Source organism: Rhodospira trueperi (assembly GCF_900101965.1).
Taxonomy (GTDB): domain Bacteria; phylum Pseudomonadota; class Alphaproteobacteria; order Rhodospirillales; family Rhodospirillaceae; genus Rhodospira; species Rhodospira trueperi.
Window position 1 is genome coordinate 225,600 of the sequence record NZ_FNAP01000006.1, and the last position, 15,739, is coordinate 241,338.

At 69.7% G+C, this 15,739-nt stretch carries 16 protein-coding genes; 10 read left to right on the top strand and 6 right to left on the bottom strand.

Annotated elements, in window-relative coordinates; translation table 11 throughout:
* The first annotated feature begins 7 nt into the window (after positions 1-7).
* The 4 genes from BLS85_RS09965 to BLS85_RS09975 all read left to right on the top strand — a co-directional run bounded on the left by BLS85_RS09965 (position 8) and on the right by BLS85_RS09975 (position 3,649).
* On the top strand, positions 8-676 hold the full coding sequence (locus BLS85_RS09965; RefSeq protein ID WP_143027151.1) for a hypothetical protein: 669 nt from the start codon (positions 8-10) through the stop codon (positions 674-676).
* Between the two features lie 36 nt (positions 677-712).
* Complete coding sequence (locus BLS85_RS09970; RefSeq protein ID WP_092785789.1) at positions 713-1,525, top strand: acyl-[acyl-carrier-protein] thioesterase; 813 nt, start codon at positions 713-715, stop codon at positions 1,523-1,525.
* A gap of 88 nt (positions 1,526-1,613) precedes the next feature.
* Positions 1,614-2,393, top strand: coding sequence for a hypothetical protein (locus BLS85_RS19100; RefSeq protein ID WP_176793575.1), 780 nt, complete (start codon positions 1,614-1,616; stop codon positions 2,391-2,393).
* Positions 2,390-3,649 carry an ABC transporter ATP-binding protein gene (locus BLS85_RS09975; protein ID WP_176793577.1) on the top strand — a complete coding sequence of 420 codons (1,260 nt, stop codon included), beginning with the start codon at positions 2,390-2,392 and terminating at the stop codon, positions 3,647-3,649. Before BLS85_RS19100 ends, BLS85_RS09975 begins: the two co-directional genes overlap by 4 nt.
* A gap of 6 nt (positions 3,650-3,655) precedes the next feature.
* Here the strand turns inward: BLS85_RS09975 and BLS85_RS09980 are convergent, their stop codons facing one another.
* The 3 genes from BLS85_RS09980 to ygfZ all read right to left on the bottom strand — a co-directional run bounded on the left by BLS85_RS09980 (position 3,656) and on the right by ygfZ (position 6,665).
* Entirely contained in the window at positions 3,656-4,420 is a 765-nt protein-coding gene (locus tag BLS85_RS09980; protein WP_092785793.1) for an SDR family NAD(P)-dependent oxidoreductase, read from the bottom strand.
* A gap of 408 nt (positions 4,421-4,828) precedes the next feature.
* On the bottom strand, positions 4,829-5,662 hold the full coding sequence (locus tag BLS85_RS09985; RefSeq protein ID WP_092785795.1) for a 3-oxoadipate:acetyl-CoA acetyltransferase: 834 nt from the start codon (positions 5,660-5,662) through the stop codon (positions 4,829-4,831).
* Positions 5,663-5,735: 73 nt separating this feature from the next.
* Positions 5,736-6,665, bottom strand: coding sequence for a CAF17-like 4Fe-4S cluster assembly/insertion protein YgfZ (gene ygfZ / locus BLS85_RS09990; protein ID WP_092785797.1), 930 nt, complete (start codon positions 6,663-6,665; stop codon positions 5,736-5,738).
* Between the two features lie 112 nt (positions 6,666-6,777).
* Between ygfZ and BLS85_RS09995 the strand changes: the two genes are divergently transcribed.
* The 4 genes from BLS85_RS09995 to BLS85_RS10010 all read left to right on the top strand — a co-directional run bounded on the left by BLS85_RS09995 (position 6,778) and on the right by BLS85_RS10010 (position 11,434).
* Positions 6,778-7,839 (top strand): glycosyltransferase, encoded by a 1,062-nt coding sequence (locus BLS85_RS09995; RefSeq protein ID WP_092785799.1) that lies wholly within the window; start codon positions 6,778-6,780, stop codon positions 7,837-7,839.
* 20 nt (positions 7,840-7,859) lie between these two features.
* The gene (locus BLS85_RS10000) at positions 7,860-8,846 is read left to right on the top strand and encodes a glycosyltransferase family 9 protein (protein WP_092785906.1); all 987 of its coding nucleotides are present in this window, start codon (positions 7,860-7,862) and stop codon (positions 8,844-8,846) included.
* A gap of 190 nt (positions 8,847-9,036) precedes the next feature.
* On the top strand, positions 9,037-10,074 hold the full coding sequence (locus BLS85_RS10005) for a glycosyltransferase (RefSeq protein WP_092785801.1): 1,038 nt from the start codon (positions 9,037-9,039) through the stop codon (positions 10,072-10,074).
* Between the two features lie 25 nt (positions 10,075-10,099).
* Complete coding sequence (locus tag BLS85_RS10010) at positions 10,100-11,434, top strand: dihydroorotase (protein ID WP_281242527.1); 1,335 nt, start codon at positions 10,100-10,102, stop codon at positions 11,432-11,434.
* Between the two features lie 26 nt (positions 11,435-11,460).
* On the opposite strand, the gene BLS85_RS10015 is transcribed toward BLS85_RS10010, so the two are convergent.
* Positions 11,461-12,258, bottom strand: a complete 798-nt coding sequence (locus BLS85_RS10015) for an SDR family NAD(P)-dependent oxidoreductase (RefSeq protein WP_092785803.1) — start codon at positions 12,256-12,258, stop codon at positions 11,461-11,463.
* Between the two features lie 34 nt (positions 12,259-12,292).
* On the opposite strand from BLS85_RS10015, the gene BLS85_RS10020 reads away from it, so the two are divergent.
* Positions 12,293-12,988 carry an SOS response-associated peptidase gene (locus BLS85_RS10020; protein ID WP_176793579.1) on the top strand — a complete coding sequence of 232 codons (696 nt, stop codon included), beginning with the start codon at positions 12,293-12,295 and terminating at the stop codon, positions 12,986-12,988.
* Here the strand turns inward: BLS85_RS10020 and BLS85_RS10025 are convergent.
* On the bottom strand, positions 12,949-13,989 hold the full coding sequence (locus tag BLS85_RS10025; RefSeq protein ID WP_425438477.1) for a sensor histidine kinase: 1,041 nt from the start codon (positions 13,987-13,989) through the stop codon (positions 12,949-12,951). The genes BLS85_RS10020 and BLS85_RS10025 overlap by 40 nt on opposite strands.
* On the opposite strand from BLS85_RS10025, the gene BLS85_RS19430 reads away from it, so the two are divergent.
* Positions 13,876-14,298, top strand: a complete 423-nt coding sequence (locus tag BLS85_RS19430; protein ID WP_245699174.1) for a hypothetical protein — start codon at positions 13,876-13,878, stop codon at positions 14,296-14,298. The genes BLS85_RS10025 and BLS85_RS19430 overlap by 114 nt on opposite strands.
* 79 nt (positions 14,299-14,377) lie before the next feature.
* Here the strand turns inward: BLS85_RS19430 and BLS85_RS10030 are convergent, their stop codons facing one another.
* Positions 14,378-15,517, bottom strand: a complete 1,140-nt coding sequence (locus tag BLS85_RS10030) for a PAS domain-containing sensor histidine kinase (RefSeq protein WP_092785809.1) — start codon at positions 15,515-15,517, stop codon at positions 14,378-14,380.
* Positions 15,518-15,739: the final 222 nt, after the last annotated feature.

The following is a 15,739-nucleotide window of genomic DNA, read 5'->3' on the forward strand; positions in this document are numbered from 1 at the left end:
CTTCCCCATGGCGCGTGACACGGCGGCAGGAACGCGAGCGCACGGTCCCTCGCGCCGGCACCTGTTGCGCGGTGCGGCGGGGGCCGGGGTGGGCGTGGCCCTGTCGCCCCTGCTTCTGGCCGGGTGCACCGAACCGCCGCGTCGCCCGATGTTCCCCACGCTTGGATTCTCGCACAAACAGCCGTTCCTGTTCCGCGCCCAGCGGGTCGACGTGCGCTCGGAATACAGCCGGCCGAACCGGCTTCCCAATGTCGAGCACCTGATGCCGCTGGCCCCCGACCGCGCCGCCGGCCAGTGGGCGGAGGATCGCCTTCAGACCAACGGCGACGAGGGCGCCGTCGTCCGCTTCACCGTGCACGACGCCAGCGTGGTCGAGAAAAAGCTGACGGTGGAACGCGGCCTCTCCGGCCTGCTCAAGAACGAGCAGGCGGAAAGCCACTACGCCCAGTTGGGCGGCACGGTGGAGGTGGTGGACGCGCTGACCGGCATCGCGCTCGGTGCGGCCACCGCGCAGGTCTGGCAGAGCCGGACCCTTCCGGAAAGCGCCACGCTGAACGAACGCGAGGAGATGTGGTTCGCCCTCGTCGAAGCTCTGATCGGCGATTTCGACCGCACCATGGAGGCTCGGATCGTCGAGCATCTGGGCTCCCACCTGGTGGGAGGGCCGGGAGTATGAGGCCGGCCCCACGGCGACCCGAGGCGGGACCGCTTCGTGCTTGATCGGCCGCTTTCGCCCGACTGGTCCGCCGTGGCTGCGGCGGCGTCACCCGCCATGGCCAGCCGCCTGTCCCTGTCGGTGCGGGTGCGCGAGGCGGGGCCGGACGGCCGCATGACCCTGCACGCTCTGGCGGACGTGTGCCAGGAGGCGGCGGCCGTCAACGCGGCCGGGTTTGGGCATGGCCTGACCGAGACCATGGGGCGCGGTGCCGTTTGGGTGCTCAATCGGGCGCGGTTCGCGGTGCGGCGATCCCCCCGTCTCGGTGAGACCGTGACCGTGGAGACGTGGCCGGCCGGCCTGGACCGCCGGGGCGCGGTGCGTGTCTACCGCGTCGGTGTCGAGGGCGACGGCGTTGTCGCCGCCGTGGTCACGGTCTGGTCGCTGTTCGATCTGGGGGCGCGCCGACCGGTCACCGATCCGGCGACGGTGCTGCGCGGCCTGCCGGAGCCCGGACCCCGCCTGCTGCCGACTCCGGTCATGCCGCCGCCCGCGCCGGACGCGGGCCCGTCGTGCGCCGTCTACCCCGTGCATGCCTCACAGATTGATGTCTACGGGCACGTCAACCACACCCACCTGATCGCCTGGAGCCTGGGCGAGAACGGTGACGCGGTGTCGGCGCCCTTCTGTCCGCGCGAGGTTCTGATCGGATTTCGGGGGGAGTGCCGCCCCGGCGACCGCGTGGGGGTGCGGCGCCTGCTCGGAGCCGACGGGCTGGCGTGGTCCTCACTCGTCACCGAGGCCGACACGCGCGAGATCGTCCGCGCGGCGGCGTGGTATGGGGACGAACCGGCCACCGCCGAGACCTGACGGGCGTCGCTTAATTCGCTTGCGTCATCGCCTAGGCACTCGCGATGATCGGCGGTTCGAGGGTCAAGGGGCGGGAGACGGGCCGGGTATGAAGGGCGTTGTGGCCTTGAACGACCTGCGCGGTTCCGTTCGGGTCGCCCGCGCGCTGTCGCGTCGGGAGCGGTTGGCGCGGGAACGCCGTCACGCCTTCGGGCGGGCGGGCGAGGCGCTCGGCCCCCTGTGGCCGCTGCTGGTGTATCTGCCGCTGGTGGCCGGCGGCGCCCTGCCCCAGCACGACACCATCCCGCCGCTGGCGTATGCCGCCCTGGGCTACTGGACCTGGAGCCTTCTCGTCGATGCCGCGCTGGCACCGACGCGCGGCCTGACGGGATATCGCGCGCCCGCCGTGGGACCGGCAGCGGCCGTGCTGGCAGGACTGCTCGACGCGGGCCGGCGCGCTCTCAGCCGAACGGTGGTGCTGTGGCCGCTGGCCCTGATCGCGGCCGGCGGTGTCGAGGGGCCGGGCCTGCCGGCGGCGCTGGCGGTGCTGTCGGCGGCGCTGGTCTTGGCGCTGGGCGTGGGCGTGATCCTGGCCCTGTGGGCGGCGCCGTGGCCGGACGTGCCGGCGGCGGCCGCGACGGCGGCGCGGTTGACCCTGCTGCCGAGTCTGGCCTTGTTCCCGCTGCCGGACGGCGCCTGGGCCTGGGCGGCGACGGTGATCAATCCACTGGCGCTGTTTACGGAGGCCGCGCGGGCACTGGCCCTGACCGGAACCCTGCCCCATGGCGGCGCCGTGGCGGCGTGGAGCGTGATCGGCGTCGCCCTGCTGGCGCTCGGGCTGCGCGGGTTCGTCCGGCTGGCGCCGCGCCTGCGGGAGGGGCTCGCGTGAGCGCGCCCGTGCTGGTCCTGGAGGGCGTGACCAAGTCCTTTGCCGCCGGTTCGCGCGCGGATCGCCGCGCCTGGACCCGGCAGGTATGGCGGGCGTTGGCCGGACGCCGCCCGGTGCCCGCCCCCGATGGTGGCCCCGGCACGGTGACGGCGCTGGAGGACGTCTCCCTGACCGTGCGGCGCGGCGAGGCCGTGGGCGTCGTCGGCCTTAACGGCGCCGGCAAGACCACCCTGCTGCGCCTCGCCGCTGGGCAGATTGCGCCCGATGCCGGCCGGGTGGCGCGCGCGGGACGGCTGGCCACCATGATCGACCTGACCGCCGGCTTCTCGCCGACCTTGACCGGCCGCGAGACGATTCCGCTGGTGGGCGCGCTGATGGGGCTGACGCCGGCGGAGCAGGCGGCCGCGTTGCCGCATGTGGTCGCTTTCTGTGGTTTGGGCGATGCCCTGGACCGGCCGGTCGGCGGCTATTCCAGCGGCATGGCGCTGCGGTTGGGCTTCGCCATCGCCGTCCATGGCGATCCGGACGTTCTGTTGGTGGACGAGATGCTGTCGGTGGGCGACTTCCCGTTCCGGCAGGCGTGCCTAGCCCGCATGATGGCGCTGCGCGAGCGGGCGGCGGTGGTCCTGGTTTCGCACAATCTGCCGGAGGTGGCGCGGTTCTGCGGCCGCGTGGTGGTGCTGGACCGGGGCCGGGTGGCGTTCGACGGCGCCACGGAAGCCGGATTGGCGCTGTACCGCCGGTTGGCGGAGGGCGGCGCGGCGGCGCCGGAGGCGGGAGCCGAATGCGACGACGACGGCATTCCGGGTTTTCTCAAGCCGCTGTTCCGCGACGACGGGCGCATCGATGCCCTGGACATGGCGTGGCTGGACGGGGCCGGCGCGTCGGTCTCGGCGGTGCCGTTCGGGGCGCCGCTGACCCTGCGGCTGCGGGCGCGGCTGTGGGCGCCGGCACGGGCGCTGAACATCGGCGTGCCGCTCTATGCGCCGGACGGCACGCGGGTGACCGGACTGGCCAGCGATCTGGCGCGGGCGCCGCTGGCGGCGGCGGCCGGCGAGACCGTGACGGCCACCCTGACGCTACCGGGGCCGCGCCTGAATCCCGGCCCGTGGCATGGCGTCGCCGTGGTGCACGACGGCCCCGGCACGCTGGCGCGCCAGCCGCTGCCGCCCCTGACCATCACCGGCGGCCCCAGCCGGCACTGGGGCCACTGGACCCCGGCGGCGGACTGGACCCTGCGCGTGGACAGGTCGTAACCGAACTCACCCCTCGCTTTCGGCCAGCGAGGGCAGGTCGATCAGGGCACCGTGATCCTGGCACTCCGGGCTGGCCAGCCGCACGAAAGCCTCGGCGTGCGCGTCGGGCAGCGGCAGCGTCTCCGGGTTCTCGCCCGGATAGGCCTCGCGGCGCATGTCGGTGCGGGTCCGCCCCGGGTTGATCAGGTTGACCTTGACGTTGGTCTTGAGCAACTCGGCGGCATAGACCCCGACCATCATCTCCAGCGCCGCCTTGGAGATGGCATAGGCGCCCCAGTACGCCCGCGCCTCGTGGCCGACGCCGGAGGTGACGAAGATGGCGCGGCCGGCCTCCGACTGGCGCAGCAAGGGGTCCAGCGAGCGGATCAGGCGCCAGTTGGCGGTCAGGTTGATGTCCATGACCTGCTGGAACATCTCCGGCGGTGTGTGCCCGACCGGCCCCAGCCGGCCCAGGTAGCCGGCGTTGCCCACCAGCACATCGAGGCGGCCGAAGCGCTGGAACAGGGCGGCGCCCATCTGGTCGATCTTCTCGTAGTCGGTCAGGTCCTCCGGTACCAGCATGAGCGGCTGGGCGCCGGCCGCCTGGACCTCGTCGTCCAGGTCTTCCAGCGCGGCCTGTGTGCGGGCCACGGCCACCACATGGGCGCCCTCGACCGCGAACCGTTTGGCCACGGCGCGGCCGATGCCGCGCGAGGCGCCGGTGACCACGGCGATGCGGCCGGCCATGCGGCCCGGGGTGGGGGAAGCCGGAGCGGAGTCGGACGGCGTCATGGGACGGGGACCTCATTCTCAGGTGGTGACGAGGGCGGCTCACGCCGGAGTATCGGCGGGCCGACGACGGGCGCGCAAGGGTCGCGCGCGTCAGGCCGTCACCCTACCCCATCAACGGGTCTTGGAAATGATCGTTGTCGTCCGGGATCGGGCGATGTTCCGCCCGGAAGGGCCTAGCAGGTTGCGGCAATATGATTGGATCCTCTCCAGCACCGCATGCGGATCGGGCCCGTCGTGCGCCTCCTCTCGAGGTCCCTCCGCCCCGTTTCGGGGCGTTCGGGATGACGTCTTTCTTTTATTTCAAACAATTGCGTCATCCCGAGCGCGCGAAGCGAGCCAAGGGATCTGGTGAGGTTGGGCACTTCGGCTACAGGGTATCCATTCGGAGACCGGTTTTTCCGCAACCTGTTACGCCGCCGCCGGCAGGCCGAGCAGCACGCGGGCCTCGGCGGGCGTCGCCGGGTGCCGGCCGTAGTCCGCGCACAGCTCGGCGGCGCGTTTCACCAGCGCGGCGTTGGACGGCGCCAGCGTCTCCTTATCCAGGCGGATGTTGTCCTCCAGCCCGGTGCGCAGGTGCCCGCCGTGCTCCAGCGCCCAATGATGCAGCGTCAACTGGTGCCGCCCGATGCCGGCGCCGGTCCAGGTCGCGTCCGGGGCCAGCCGTCGTAGCGTCTCGACATAGAAGTCAAAGGTCGGCCGGTCCACCGGCACGGCGTTCTTCACCCCCATGACGAACTGCACATGCAGGGGGCCGACGATGCGGCCGTCGCCGGCCATTTCGACGGCCTTGAACAGCATCGACAGGTCGAAGACCTCGATCTCCGGCTTGACCCCGTGCTCCTTGATGAGCGCGGCCAGCCAGTCCACGAACTGCGGGGCGTTTTCATAGATGCGGGTCGGGAAGTTACACGAGCCGGTGGACAGCGAGGCCATGTCCGGCTTCAGCGGGATCATGCCGCCGCGTTCCTCGCCCTTGCCGGAGCGGCCACCCGTGGACAGTTGCACGATCATCCCGGGGCAGTGCGCGCGGATGCCTTCGATCAGGCGGGCGAATCGATCCGGGTTCGACGTGGTGGTGCCGTCGTCGTTGCGCACATGCAGATGGGCGAGCGAGGCGCCGGTCTCGAACGCCTCATGGGTGGATTCGACCTGCTCGCTCACCGTCACCGGCACGGCCGGATTGTCCCGCTTGGTGGGCACGGACCCGGTGATGGCGACGGTGATGATGCAGGGCGTGGTCATGGCGGGGCGTCTCCTGTCGAGCGGCGGGTCTGAAACATTTAGATGACCCATGACGGACGCCGGCACAAGTGGGTCAATCCGCGCCGGCCGCCTCGGTCGGGGCCATCCAATCCGGCCGGCGGGGCGTCAGCCGGGCTTCACCGCACGCGCAGCGCAGCGGTTCGCCGGCGGACAGCGCCTCCAGCCGCACCACCGCCATGCCGAGCCCGTGCCCGGCGTCCAGCGCCAGCCCGGAGCGCATTTCGCCGGCGTCCTTGCCGGCCGGGGTCAGCAGCGGTGTGCCCGGCTCGGGAATCGGCCCCTCGACGGCCACGGGCATCAACCGCCGCTTGAGCAAGCCCCGGTATTTCGTGCGCGCGGTCAGTTCCTGGCCCATGTAGCAGCCCTTCTCGAAATCGACGCCGTTCAGGTCGTCGAGGCCGCAGTCCAGCGCCGTGCGCTTGTCGATGTCCATGTCGCGCGCGCCCTCCGGCAGGCCCAGCGTCAGGCGGTGCCGGTCATAGGCGGTCGGTTCCACCAGCCGCGCGCCAAGCCCGTCCAGAAGCGCGCCGGCCCGGTCCGCCGGCAGGAACAGACGCGCCCCGGCCTCTGCAAAACGCGGATCGATGAAGGCCACGCCGTCGTCCAGCGTTCGCGCCGCGCCCGGCTCGGCGGGTAATTCCAGGGCGTTGGAAGCGCCCTCGCCCCACAGCGCGGCGACGCTCCAGCCTTCCGCCGGGGCCAGCGCGATCTTCGCCCGCAGCTTGAAGCGGCTCAGCCGGCGCCGCAGGTCCTCCAGCCGGTCCGCGTCCGCCTCGATCAGCAGGGTCTCACCGTGCGCTGCCAGCATCAGGTCGAACAGGAGCTTGCCCTGGGGCGACAGCAGGGCGGCGAATGCGGCGCGGTCGTCCGTCACCCGGGTGACGTCGTTGGTCACCAGGCCCTGGAGAAAGTGGGCGCGATCCTCGCCGCTGAGCACGAGCAGGGCACGGGTTTCAAGAATCGTGGCATCAAGGGCGGTCATGCGGCGGGGTCCGGTTCTGAGGGGAGAGGACGGCCCGGCACACGTAATCCATTCCGCCGCCGGGGCAAGGGCCGACTTGGCAACGAAGGCGCCCGAGTCTATAAGGCCGGTCATGCGTATTCTGTTCGCCGACGATGGCGTGCCCTATGATGGGCGGACGCCGGCCGAGGCCCCGCTGGGCGGGGGCGAGCGGGCCGTAGCCGGTCTGGCGCGGGCCCTGGCCATGCGCGGCCATGTGGTGACCGTGGCCACGGCCATCATGGATCCGGTGCGGGTGGACGGCGTGGCCTGGGTGCCGCTGCCGATGGACGAGCACGAACGCTCCCTGCCGGATGACACCGACGTTCTGGTGGCGGTGCGGCGGCCGTCGCTGCTGTCCTCGCTGCCGGTGCGGGCGGGGCGCCGCGTGCTGTGGGTGCTGGGGCAGCCGGCGTCGCTGGTGCGCCCGGTGGTGCGGGCCCGCCTGTCCGCGTCGCGGCCCGATATCGTCTACCTCAGCAACAGCCAGCGTGCCGCCGGTCCCTCGTCCGGGGGGCAGGTGGCCCATGTGCTGGCGCCGGGCGCCGCCTGGCCGTTCCTGAACAGCGAGCCGGCCGCGCCCGCCGATCCCCCCGTCGCGGTGACCGCCGCCCACCCGTTGCACGGCGACCTTGACTGGCTGCTGGATCGTTGGGAGCACGGCATCGCTCCGGCGGTTCCGAACGCCCGCCTGCATCTGTATTCGGCGCTGCTGTCCGCCGGGCTCGCCGGGGAGCCGGTGCCGGAGCCCCTGACCCCCCTGGTGGCCCGGGTGCGCACCCTGGCCGAGAAGGGCGTCGAGGTCCGCGAACCTCAGCCCGAGGCCGCGCTGGCCGACGCCTGGCGCACGGCCCGGGTCTATCTGCATCCCGGACAATCCTGGGACCATGCCTGCTGGCCGCTGATCGACGCCCAGGCGGTCGGCCTGCCGGCGGTGGCCCGCCCGCTGGGCGGCGCGCCGGAGCGCATCGCCAACGGCGACAGCGGCATGCTGGTCCCGGACGACGACGCCTTCGTCAACGTGACCGTCCAAATCCTGACCGACGACGGCCTGCACAAGGGCATGGCGGACGAGGCGCGCGGCCCCACCCGCCTGCGGGCCTGGGAGGACGTCGCCGAGGATCTCGAAACCCACTGGTTCAGCTTCAGCCGATGACACAGCCCACGTCCCGTCAGATGACCCTGCTTTTCATCACCAACAGCCGGATTGGTGACGCCGTCCTGTCAACCGGCATGCTGGACCACGCCCTTGAACACTATCCAGGGATCGCCGTCACGGTGGCGTGCGGGCACATTGCCGCCCCGCTGTTCGAGGGCGTGCCCGGGCTGGAACACATCCACATCATCCGCAAGAAGCCCTGGGGCGGGCACTGGTGGGAGGCGTACCGCCAGTTGAAGGGAACGCGCTGGGATATCATCATAGACCTGCGTGGCTCGCCGCTGCCCATGCTGCTGCGCCCGCGCCAGACCCTGCGGCCGCGTGTTCACGCTGCGGCGCCGAATCACAGGGTTCGGCGCATCGGTTCGACCCTGGGGGACAAAGGGTTCAAGCACCCGCCGGAGCCGCGCCTGTGGATCCGGCCCGAGGACGAGGCGGCGGCTGACGCCGCGCTGGCCGGCACGGGCGAGGCCCCGCTCCTGGTGCTGGCGCCGACGGCCAACTGGATCGCCAAGGTGTGGCCCGCCGACCGGTTCGTCGAGCTGGCCCGGCGCCTGACCGCGCCGGACGGCGCGCTGCCTGGCGCCCGCATCGCCGTGGTGGCCGGCCCCGACGAGCGGGACGCCGCCGCACCGGTGCTGGAGGCCCTGGCGGGACCGGGAACACTCGATCTGATCGGCCGCCTGCACCTGCTGGCGGTGTCGGCGGTGTTTTCGCGCAGCGCCCTGGTCGTCGGCAATGATTCCGGCCTGATGCACATGGCGGCGGCTTCGGGGGCCCCCACCATCGGCCTGTTCGGCCCGTCGCGGGACGAGCATTACGCCCCCTGGGGACCGCGCGGACGGGCGGTGCGCACCGACAAGGCCTATGAGGAGCTGTACCCGCCGGGCCTGAAGCCCGGGACGGTGACGGCCAGCCTGATGGACACCCTGCCGGTGGAGCGGGTCGAGGAGGCGGCGCGGACCCTGCTTCAGGAGGTCGCGGCGGCGGAGACCCGGAGTTGATGATCGCGCGTCGCCGTTGACCCGATCCGGTCTTTGCCGCGAGGATGGAGTCGGATCGGCGCGTCGCCGGTCGGGTCCACGGTCACGATCTCGCCACCATCCGGGGGCTAAGCTGCGGGCGGTTCAGTCGGCTCCATCCCCACCCTGTATTCCGTCCCCGTTTTTCGCCGCGTCAAGGGAGCCCCGTTTCATGGATCCGCGCGTGTTGCAGGCCATCACCGGTGATGCCATCGGAGGGACCGAGCGCTTTTTCGAGCGGCTGGCCGTGGCGCTGCACGGCGACGGGATCCAGCAACTGGTCATGCTGCGGGACATTCCGGAGCGGGTCGCCCGTCTGCGCGCGTCGGGCCTGCACCCTGTGGCCATGAAGTACGAGGGCCTATCCTTCCTGGTGCGTCGGCGCATCCGCACTTATGTGCAGAACTTCCAGCCCGGCCTGGTGGTCGCCTGGACGCCGGATACCGTCCGTTTCGTCACCGGCATGGGCGTCCCGGTGCTGGGTCGGTGGGGATTGGGAAAACCGCTGGAGGCGTATCGCCAGTGCCAGCACCTTCTGGTCCATAGCGGCCATGAGCGCGACACCGTTCTGACCAAGGGCTGGTCGCCGGAGCGCGTGCATCTGTTGCCGCCGCTGGTGGAGCAGACGCCGCTGCCGCCGCTGCCGCGCAAGAGCGTGTTCACGCCGGAGCAGGCGCCGCTTCTCCTCGCCGCCGGGCAGATGACGGATCGGCGCGACTTCGCCACCGTGCTGCGTGTGCTGCAACGGCTGCCCGAGGTCTACCTGTGGATCGCCGGGGATGGTCCCGAACGCGACTCCCTGGAGGCCATCGCCTACGAACTCGGCATCAAGCCGCGAGTCCGCTTCCTGGGCTGGCGCGACGATCTGGGCGCGCTGTATGCGGCCAGCGATCTGGTGGTCTGCACCGGGCGCGACCATGTGCCCGATCATGCCGCGATCGAGGCCTGGGCGCACGGCAAGCCGGTGCTGGCCATCGGCCAGCCCGACCCGCATTCCGTCATCCGCGCCAATGAGAATGCCCTGGTCCTGCCCGCCGACGACATCGTCACCATCACCCAGGGTCTGAAATGGCTGCTGCTGGAGCCGGGGGCGCTCGATATCCTGGTGTCGAGCGGGCGTGAGACCTTCACTCAGGGCCACATGGCCGCCCAGGTTCTGGCCGGGTACCGGGGCCTTTTCGAGCATATCGCCCATTTCGACGGCGGTTGAGGGACGCGGAGAGGGAGGACGTCGCGTGGAGACGGCGGAGCCATTCGATCTTCTGTTGCGCGGCGGCACGGTGATGACGCCGTCCGGCGCCGTGGCGACCACGGTCGGCGTGCGCGGGGGCCGCATCGCCGCCCTGGGCGTGCCGGACACCGCGCCGGCCGCCGAGGTTCTCGATCTGCGCGGGCTGCATGTGCTGCCCGGCGTGATCGACAGTCAGGTGCATTTCCGCGAGCCCGGCCTGGAGCACAAGGAGGATCTGGAAAGCGGCACGCGCGGTGCTGTTCTGGGCGGCGTGACCACCATCTTCGAGATGCCCAACACCTCCCCGAACACCGACAGCCCCGATGCCCTGGCCGACAAGCTGGCGCGGGCGCGCGGCCGCGCGTGGTGCGACCATGCCTTCTTTCTCGGGGCCACCGACGCCAACGCCGACAGCCTGGGCGACTGGGAGGGGCTGCCCGGCTGCGCCGGGGTCAAGGTGTTCATGGGCTCGTCCACCGGCTCGCTTCTTGTCGAGGACGACACGGTGCTGCGCCGCGTGCTCGCCGGCGGCCGCCGCCGCGTGGCCGTGCATGCCGAGGACGAGGCCCGCCTGCGCGCGCGCAAGGCCGTCGCCGAGGAGGCCGCCGACCCCTCCGCCCATCCCGACTGGCGCGACGTGGAGACGGCGGTGACGGCGACGCGCCGGCTGCTGGCCCTGTCGCGGGAGACGGGGCGGCGCGTGCATGTGCTGCACATCACCACGGCCGAGGAACTGGAGATGCTGGTCGGGGCGCGCGCGCTGGCCACCGTCGAGGTCACGCCCCAGCACCTGACCCTGGCGGCGCCGGACTGCTACGACGGCCTGGGCAGTTTCGCCCAGATGAACCCGCCGATCCGCGAGGCCCGTCATCGCGCCGCCCTGTGGCGGGCGGTGGCCGACGGACTGGTGGACGTGATCGGCTCCGACCACGCCCCGCACACGCGGGAGGAAAAGTCCTGGCCCTACCCGCAGTGCCCCTCCGGCATGCCGGGCGTGCAGACCCTGGTGCCGGTGATGCTGGCCCATGTGCATGTGGGCCGGCTGAGCCTGGAGCGCTTCGTCGACCTCACCAGCGCCGGGCCGGCGCGGATCTACAACATCGCCGGCAAGGGACGCATCGCGCGCGGCTATGATGCCGACTTCACCATCGTCGATCTGGACGCCGAGCACACCATCGACAACGCCTGGATCGCCAGCACCTGCGGCTGGACGCCCTTTCACGGCATGCCGGTGACCGGCTGGCCGGTGATGACCGTCATTCGGGGCCATGTGGTGATGCGCGAGGGCGCCACCGTGGGCGAGCCCCTGGGCGAGCCGGCGCGGTTTCAGGGGGTGTGAGGCCGCGCCTCTATTGTCAACAGGTCCTAAAGCAGCCGCTGCCCCCCATCCACGAACACCTCATTGCCGGTGACGTAGCTGAAATCGGCGTCGCACAGCCGGTAGACCACCCCCGCCACGTCGGCCACGGTGCCCATGCGGTCCAGCGGGATGCGCGGGATCAGCGCCTCGTATTCCTCGCTGATCATCTCGGTGGCGATCTCGCCGGGCGCGACGGCGTTCACGCGCACGCCAAGCTGGGCGAACTCGGCGGCCATCTCGCGGGTCAGGCCGGACAGTCCGGCCTTGGAGGTGGAATAGGCCGAGCCCGCGAACGGATGGACGTAATGCCCGGCGATGGAGGTGATGTTGATGATCGTCCCCTTGCCGCGCGACAGCTTGACCCCCAGTGCCCGCGCTAGCCGCAACGGCGCAAAGAAGTTCAACTCGAACACCTCGTGCCAGCCGTCGATGGATCCGTTGAGAATGCCCAGCCGTTCGTTGTACGGCGTCTTGGGCGACACACCGGCGTTGTTGATCAGCGCGTGCAGGGGCTGGTCGCCCAGCGCCTCGACCACGCGGGCGGCAAAGCTGTCCAGGCTGTCCGACTGCGACAGGTCGGCGACGAAGTGATGCGTCCACAGCGGGTCGCGCCGACAGTGCGCCGGCACGTCGCGGCGCGCGCAGGTGATCACCTGCCAGCCCTCGGCCATGAAGCGCGCGGCGATGGCGTGGCCAATCCCCTGGCTGGCGCCGGTGATGACCACGGAGTGGCCGGTATGGCGGGGTTCGTCCGAGACGACCCGGTTCGTCGGTTCGGCGAGGGGATCGTTGGCGTCGGTCATGCGCGGCGGTCCTTTTCGGGCATCGGCGGTTGGCTTGTCCGCCAAGTGGACGATCCCCATTCTAAACGGCATGTGCTCGCGTTTCGAACTGAATGTGGCGCCGGCCGACCTGATGGCGCGGTTCGGTCTGACCGCGCCGCCGGATGCGGACGCCGCGACCCGGGCGGCGTTGGAGGGCTTGCCGCGCGCCGAGATCCGGCCCACCGACCGCGTCCCGGTGATTGGCCCGCGCCGGGTGCCGGTGGCCCTGGTCTGGGGATTCCATGTGGAGTGGGACGCCAAGCCCCTGATCAATGCCCGGGCGGAGACGCTGGCGACGAAACCCACGTTCCGGCGGCTTGTCGGCAACCGATGCCTTGTGCCGGCCACCGCATTCTTCGAATGGACGGCCGCGCCCGGCGCGCCGGCCCGTGCCCGCAAGCGGCGCCACCGCATCGGCCGGGCGGATGCCGGTCTTCATGCCATGGCGGGGCTGGTGGACGACCAGGGCCGTTTCACGGTCGTCACACGGCTGGCGACGGAGCAGATGGCGGCGATCCACCCCCGCATGCCCGCCGTCCTGTCCGGTCCCGAGGCAGAGGCGGCATGGCTCGACCCGGACCGGTCCTTTCCGGAGGTCGCCGGCCTGCTCAGCGCCTGGGACGGCACACTGACGGTCAGCGACGCGACCGAAAGGCCGTCACGCGCCGCTCAGACCGACCTGTTCGCCGCCGCCGGTCGAGCCGGGTAACTGACCGTGAAGGTCGTCCCCGCGTCCGGTTCCGTTGTGAACGCGATGGAACCGCCCAAATACTGCTCGGTGAGAAGGCGGGCGCTGTACGTGCCGATGCCACGGCCGCTTCCCTTGGTCGAGAAAAAGCGGGCGAAAATCCGGTGGGCGACCTGCTCCGGGATGACCGTCATGTTGTGGACGGAGAATGTGACCCACCCGTCCTTCACGTCGGTTCGGGCGGTGACCGTCATTCCAGGATCGCTGGCCTCCAGCGCGTTCTTGATCAGATTGACAAGGACGCGCGACAACAGGCCGCGATCGGTGTCCAGATTGGCATCTTCACTGTCCGGCGCGATGACAAGGGACCGATCCTGGCCGGCCCTGTGCCCATTGACGATCTGGACCATGGACTGAAGAAAGCCCAGCGAACGCACGGTGTGGACCTCGGGTTGCAGGGATCCGTCCTCGGCCTGCAACATGATGCGGTAGCTCTTGATTTCATTGACCAGTGTGTCGCAGGCCGACTGGATGAGATTGATGTAATCCTTTTGCTGGGCTCCGTTGAACTGCGGCAACGCCTCCGACGAAGTCTGGATCGCGCCGGCGATGTTCAGGATATCGTGGAGAAATGAGGTTTGGACATCGCGCTGCCACAGGCTGTCGCGAATATCCACCAGGGCACAAATGACAAAAATCTCGCCCCCAATGTCGACTCGCGTGGCCCGGAATTGGGCGTTCATGGCATTTCCACGAGTCAGCCTGAAAGCGCATTGCCGTTCGTCTTTGCCGTGGGCTTGGGCGTTCAGCACGGCCCGGATCGCCTCACACGTCCGGCAGGCGCTGCCGGTGCCGCATCCGCCGGTGGGCTTGGCGAGCTGGACGCCGATGCAGCCGAAAGCCTCGCCTTGGCGCAGACCCTGGACCGACTGGGGATCGTCGACGCCGATCAGCGCATAAAACGGTTCGTTGGCGTGAACGACCTGTCGATACCGATTGAGCACGAACACCGGGACGTTCACGGCATCCAGGATGGCCGCCACGTTTTCGGCGTTGCGAACGCGATGGGCCTGCGCGCTCACCGTGTCGCGATCAAAACGCTGGGCCGGCGCGAAGGCAGTGCGAGGGGTCAACATCATGCGGCGGCGATCCTGTCACTTGGTGTTCAGCGCATGAAGCTGGCCCGCTGGAACGCGGTCCAAGCCTCTCCACTCATGCCCGACGACTCTGTCATGAAACTGCCTCAGGAAGAACTCGCCATTCGCTATAGATTGCAGATGGAGCATAGAGGGTTGCGAAAATCACATGGCTGTTGGACCGGAACAGCGTGAGAAGCATCCGGACAGGTATGGCGGTCATAAAAAATTGTCAAAGCCGTCGCCAGTTCTACTGACATCGTACGTGGTTTATTTAGCGACCAGATCGGGGATATGTAACAGTAAATGTGGTTCCGGTGTCGACGGCGGTCGAGAAGCCAATTTTGCCGCCCAAATATTTTTCGGTCAGGAGTTTGGCGGCATACGTGCCGATGCCGCGAGACGCCCCTTTCGTCGAGAAGAATCGACGGAAGATTTTCGACGCCACGTCGTTCGGCATCGCTGTTTCATTATGAATCGAGAACCAAACCGCGTCATCCGTGTAGCCTGTGTTGGCCGTGACCGTGCCGCCGGGGTCGCTGGCCTCCAGGGCGTTCTTCAGCAGGTTGATGAGCACCCGCGACAGCAGACCGCGGTCGCTTTGAAACGGGACACCACGGGCATCCGGCGCCACCTCGATACGGCGGTCGCGGCTGACCGTGTGCTGGCCGATGATGACCGCCATGTCGGTCAGGAATGCGTGCGAATCCAGCGTTTCGTAGGCCGGTTCCAGCGCGCCGTCCTCGGCGTGGATCATGAGGCGATGGCTGTGGATCTCGGTGATCAGGGTGTCGCAGGCGACGACGATCCGCTCCATGTAGGCCTTCTGGGTCTCCGGATCGAAGTGGGCGATGGCTTCCGATGAACTGCGGATCGACCCGGCGATGTTCATCACGTCGTGCAGGAAGGCGCGCTCAATGTCGCGGTGCCACAGGGTGTCCTTGATGTCCACCAGGGCGACGATAACGAACGACTCGCTGTCCACCTCGATCCGGGTGGCGCGGATCATGGCGTTGACCGCGTCGCCGCCGTGCAACGCGAGCTGGAAGGTGCGCTCGTCCCGCCCCTTGGCCTGGGCGCGCAGCACGGAGGCGATGGCCTCGCAATCGCGGCAGGCCGGCGCCGTGCCGCACCCGCCGGGGGCCTCGTCCTCGTCGGCATGAATGCAGGCCACGGCCTCGCCGGCGCGCTGGCCTATGAAATCCAGGGTTTCGCCGTTGGGCACGAACTGGCGAAAGGCCGAGTTGGCGAACACGATCTGTCGGTTCGCGTTCAACACGAAGACGGGAATGCTGACACCGTCCAGAATGGCCGCCGGGTACTCGGCCCCGGCGACCTTGCGGGCCTGGGTCTTCAGCGTCTCGCGGTCCAGCCGTTCCGGCGGCGCGAAATGAGTCTCGTTTACGAAGGCCATGCGTGTATTCCTGTTAGTGTCAATCGCGAAGGCTCCCCTTTCGTCGATGCCAGTTTGAACGAAAGAGTACAAAGTCAATGCTTTTGGTTCTTTTTGTTTTTGGAATCATTCCGGATCATGCCATATTCTGAAACTGGCTGATAGCCCCGAGGCTCGCCGGCAGCCGGTCTCAGGATGGTGCGCGCCCTGACGTCGGGTGGGAGTTGCACTCCCGCCCGGACC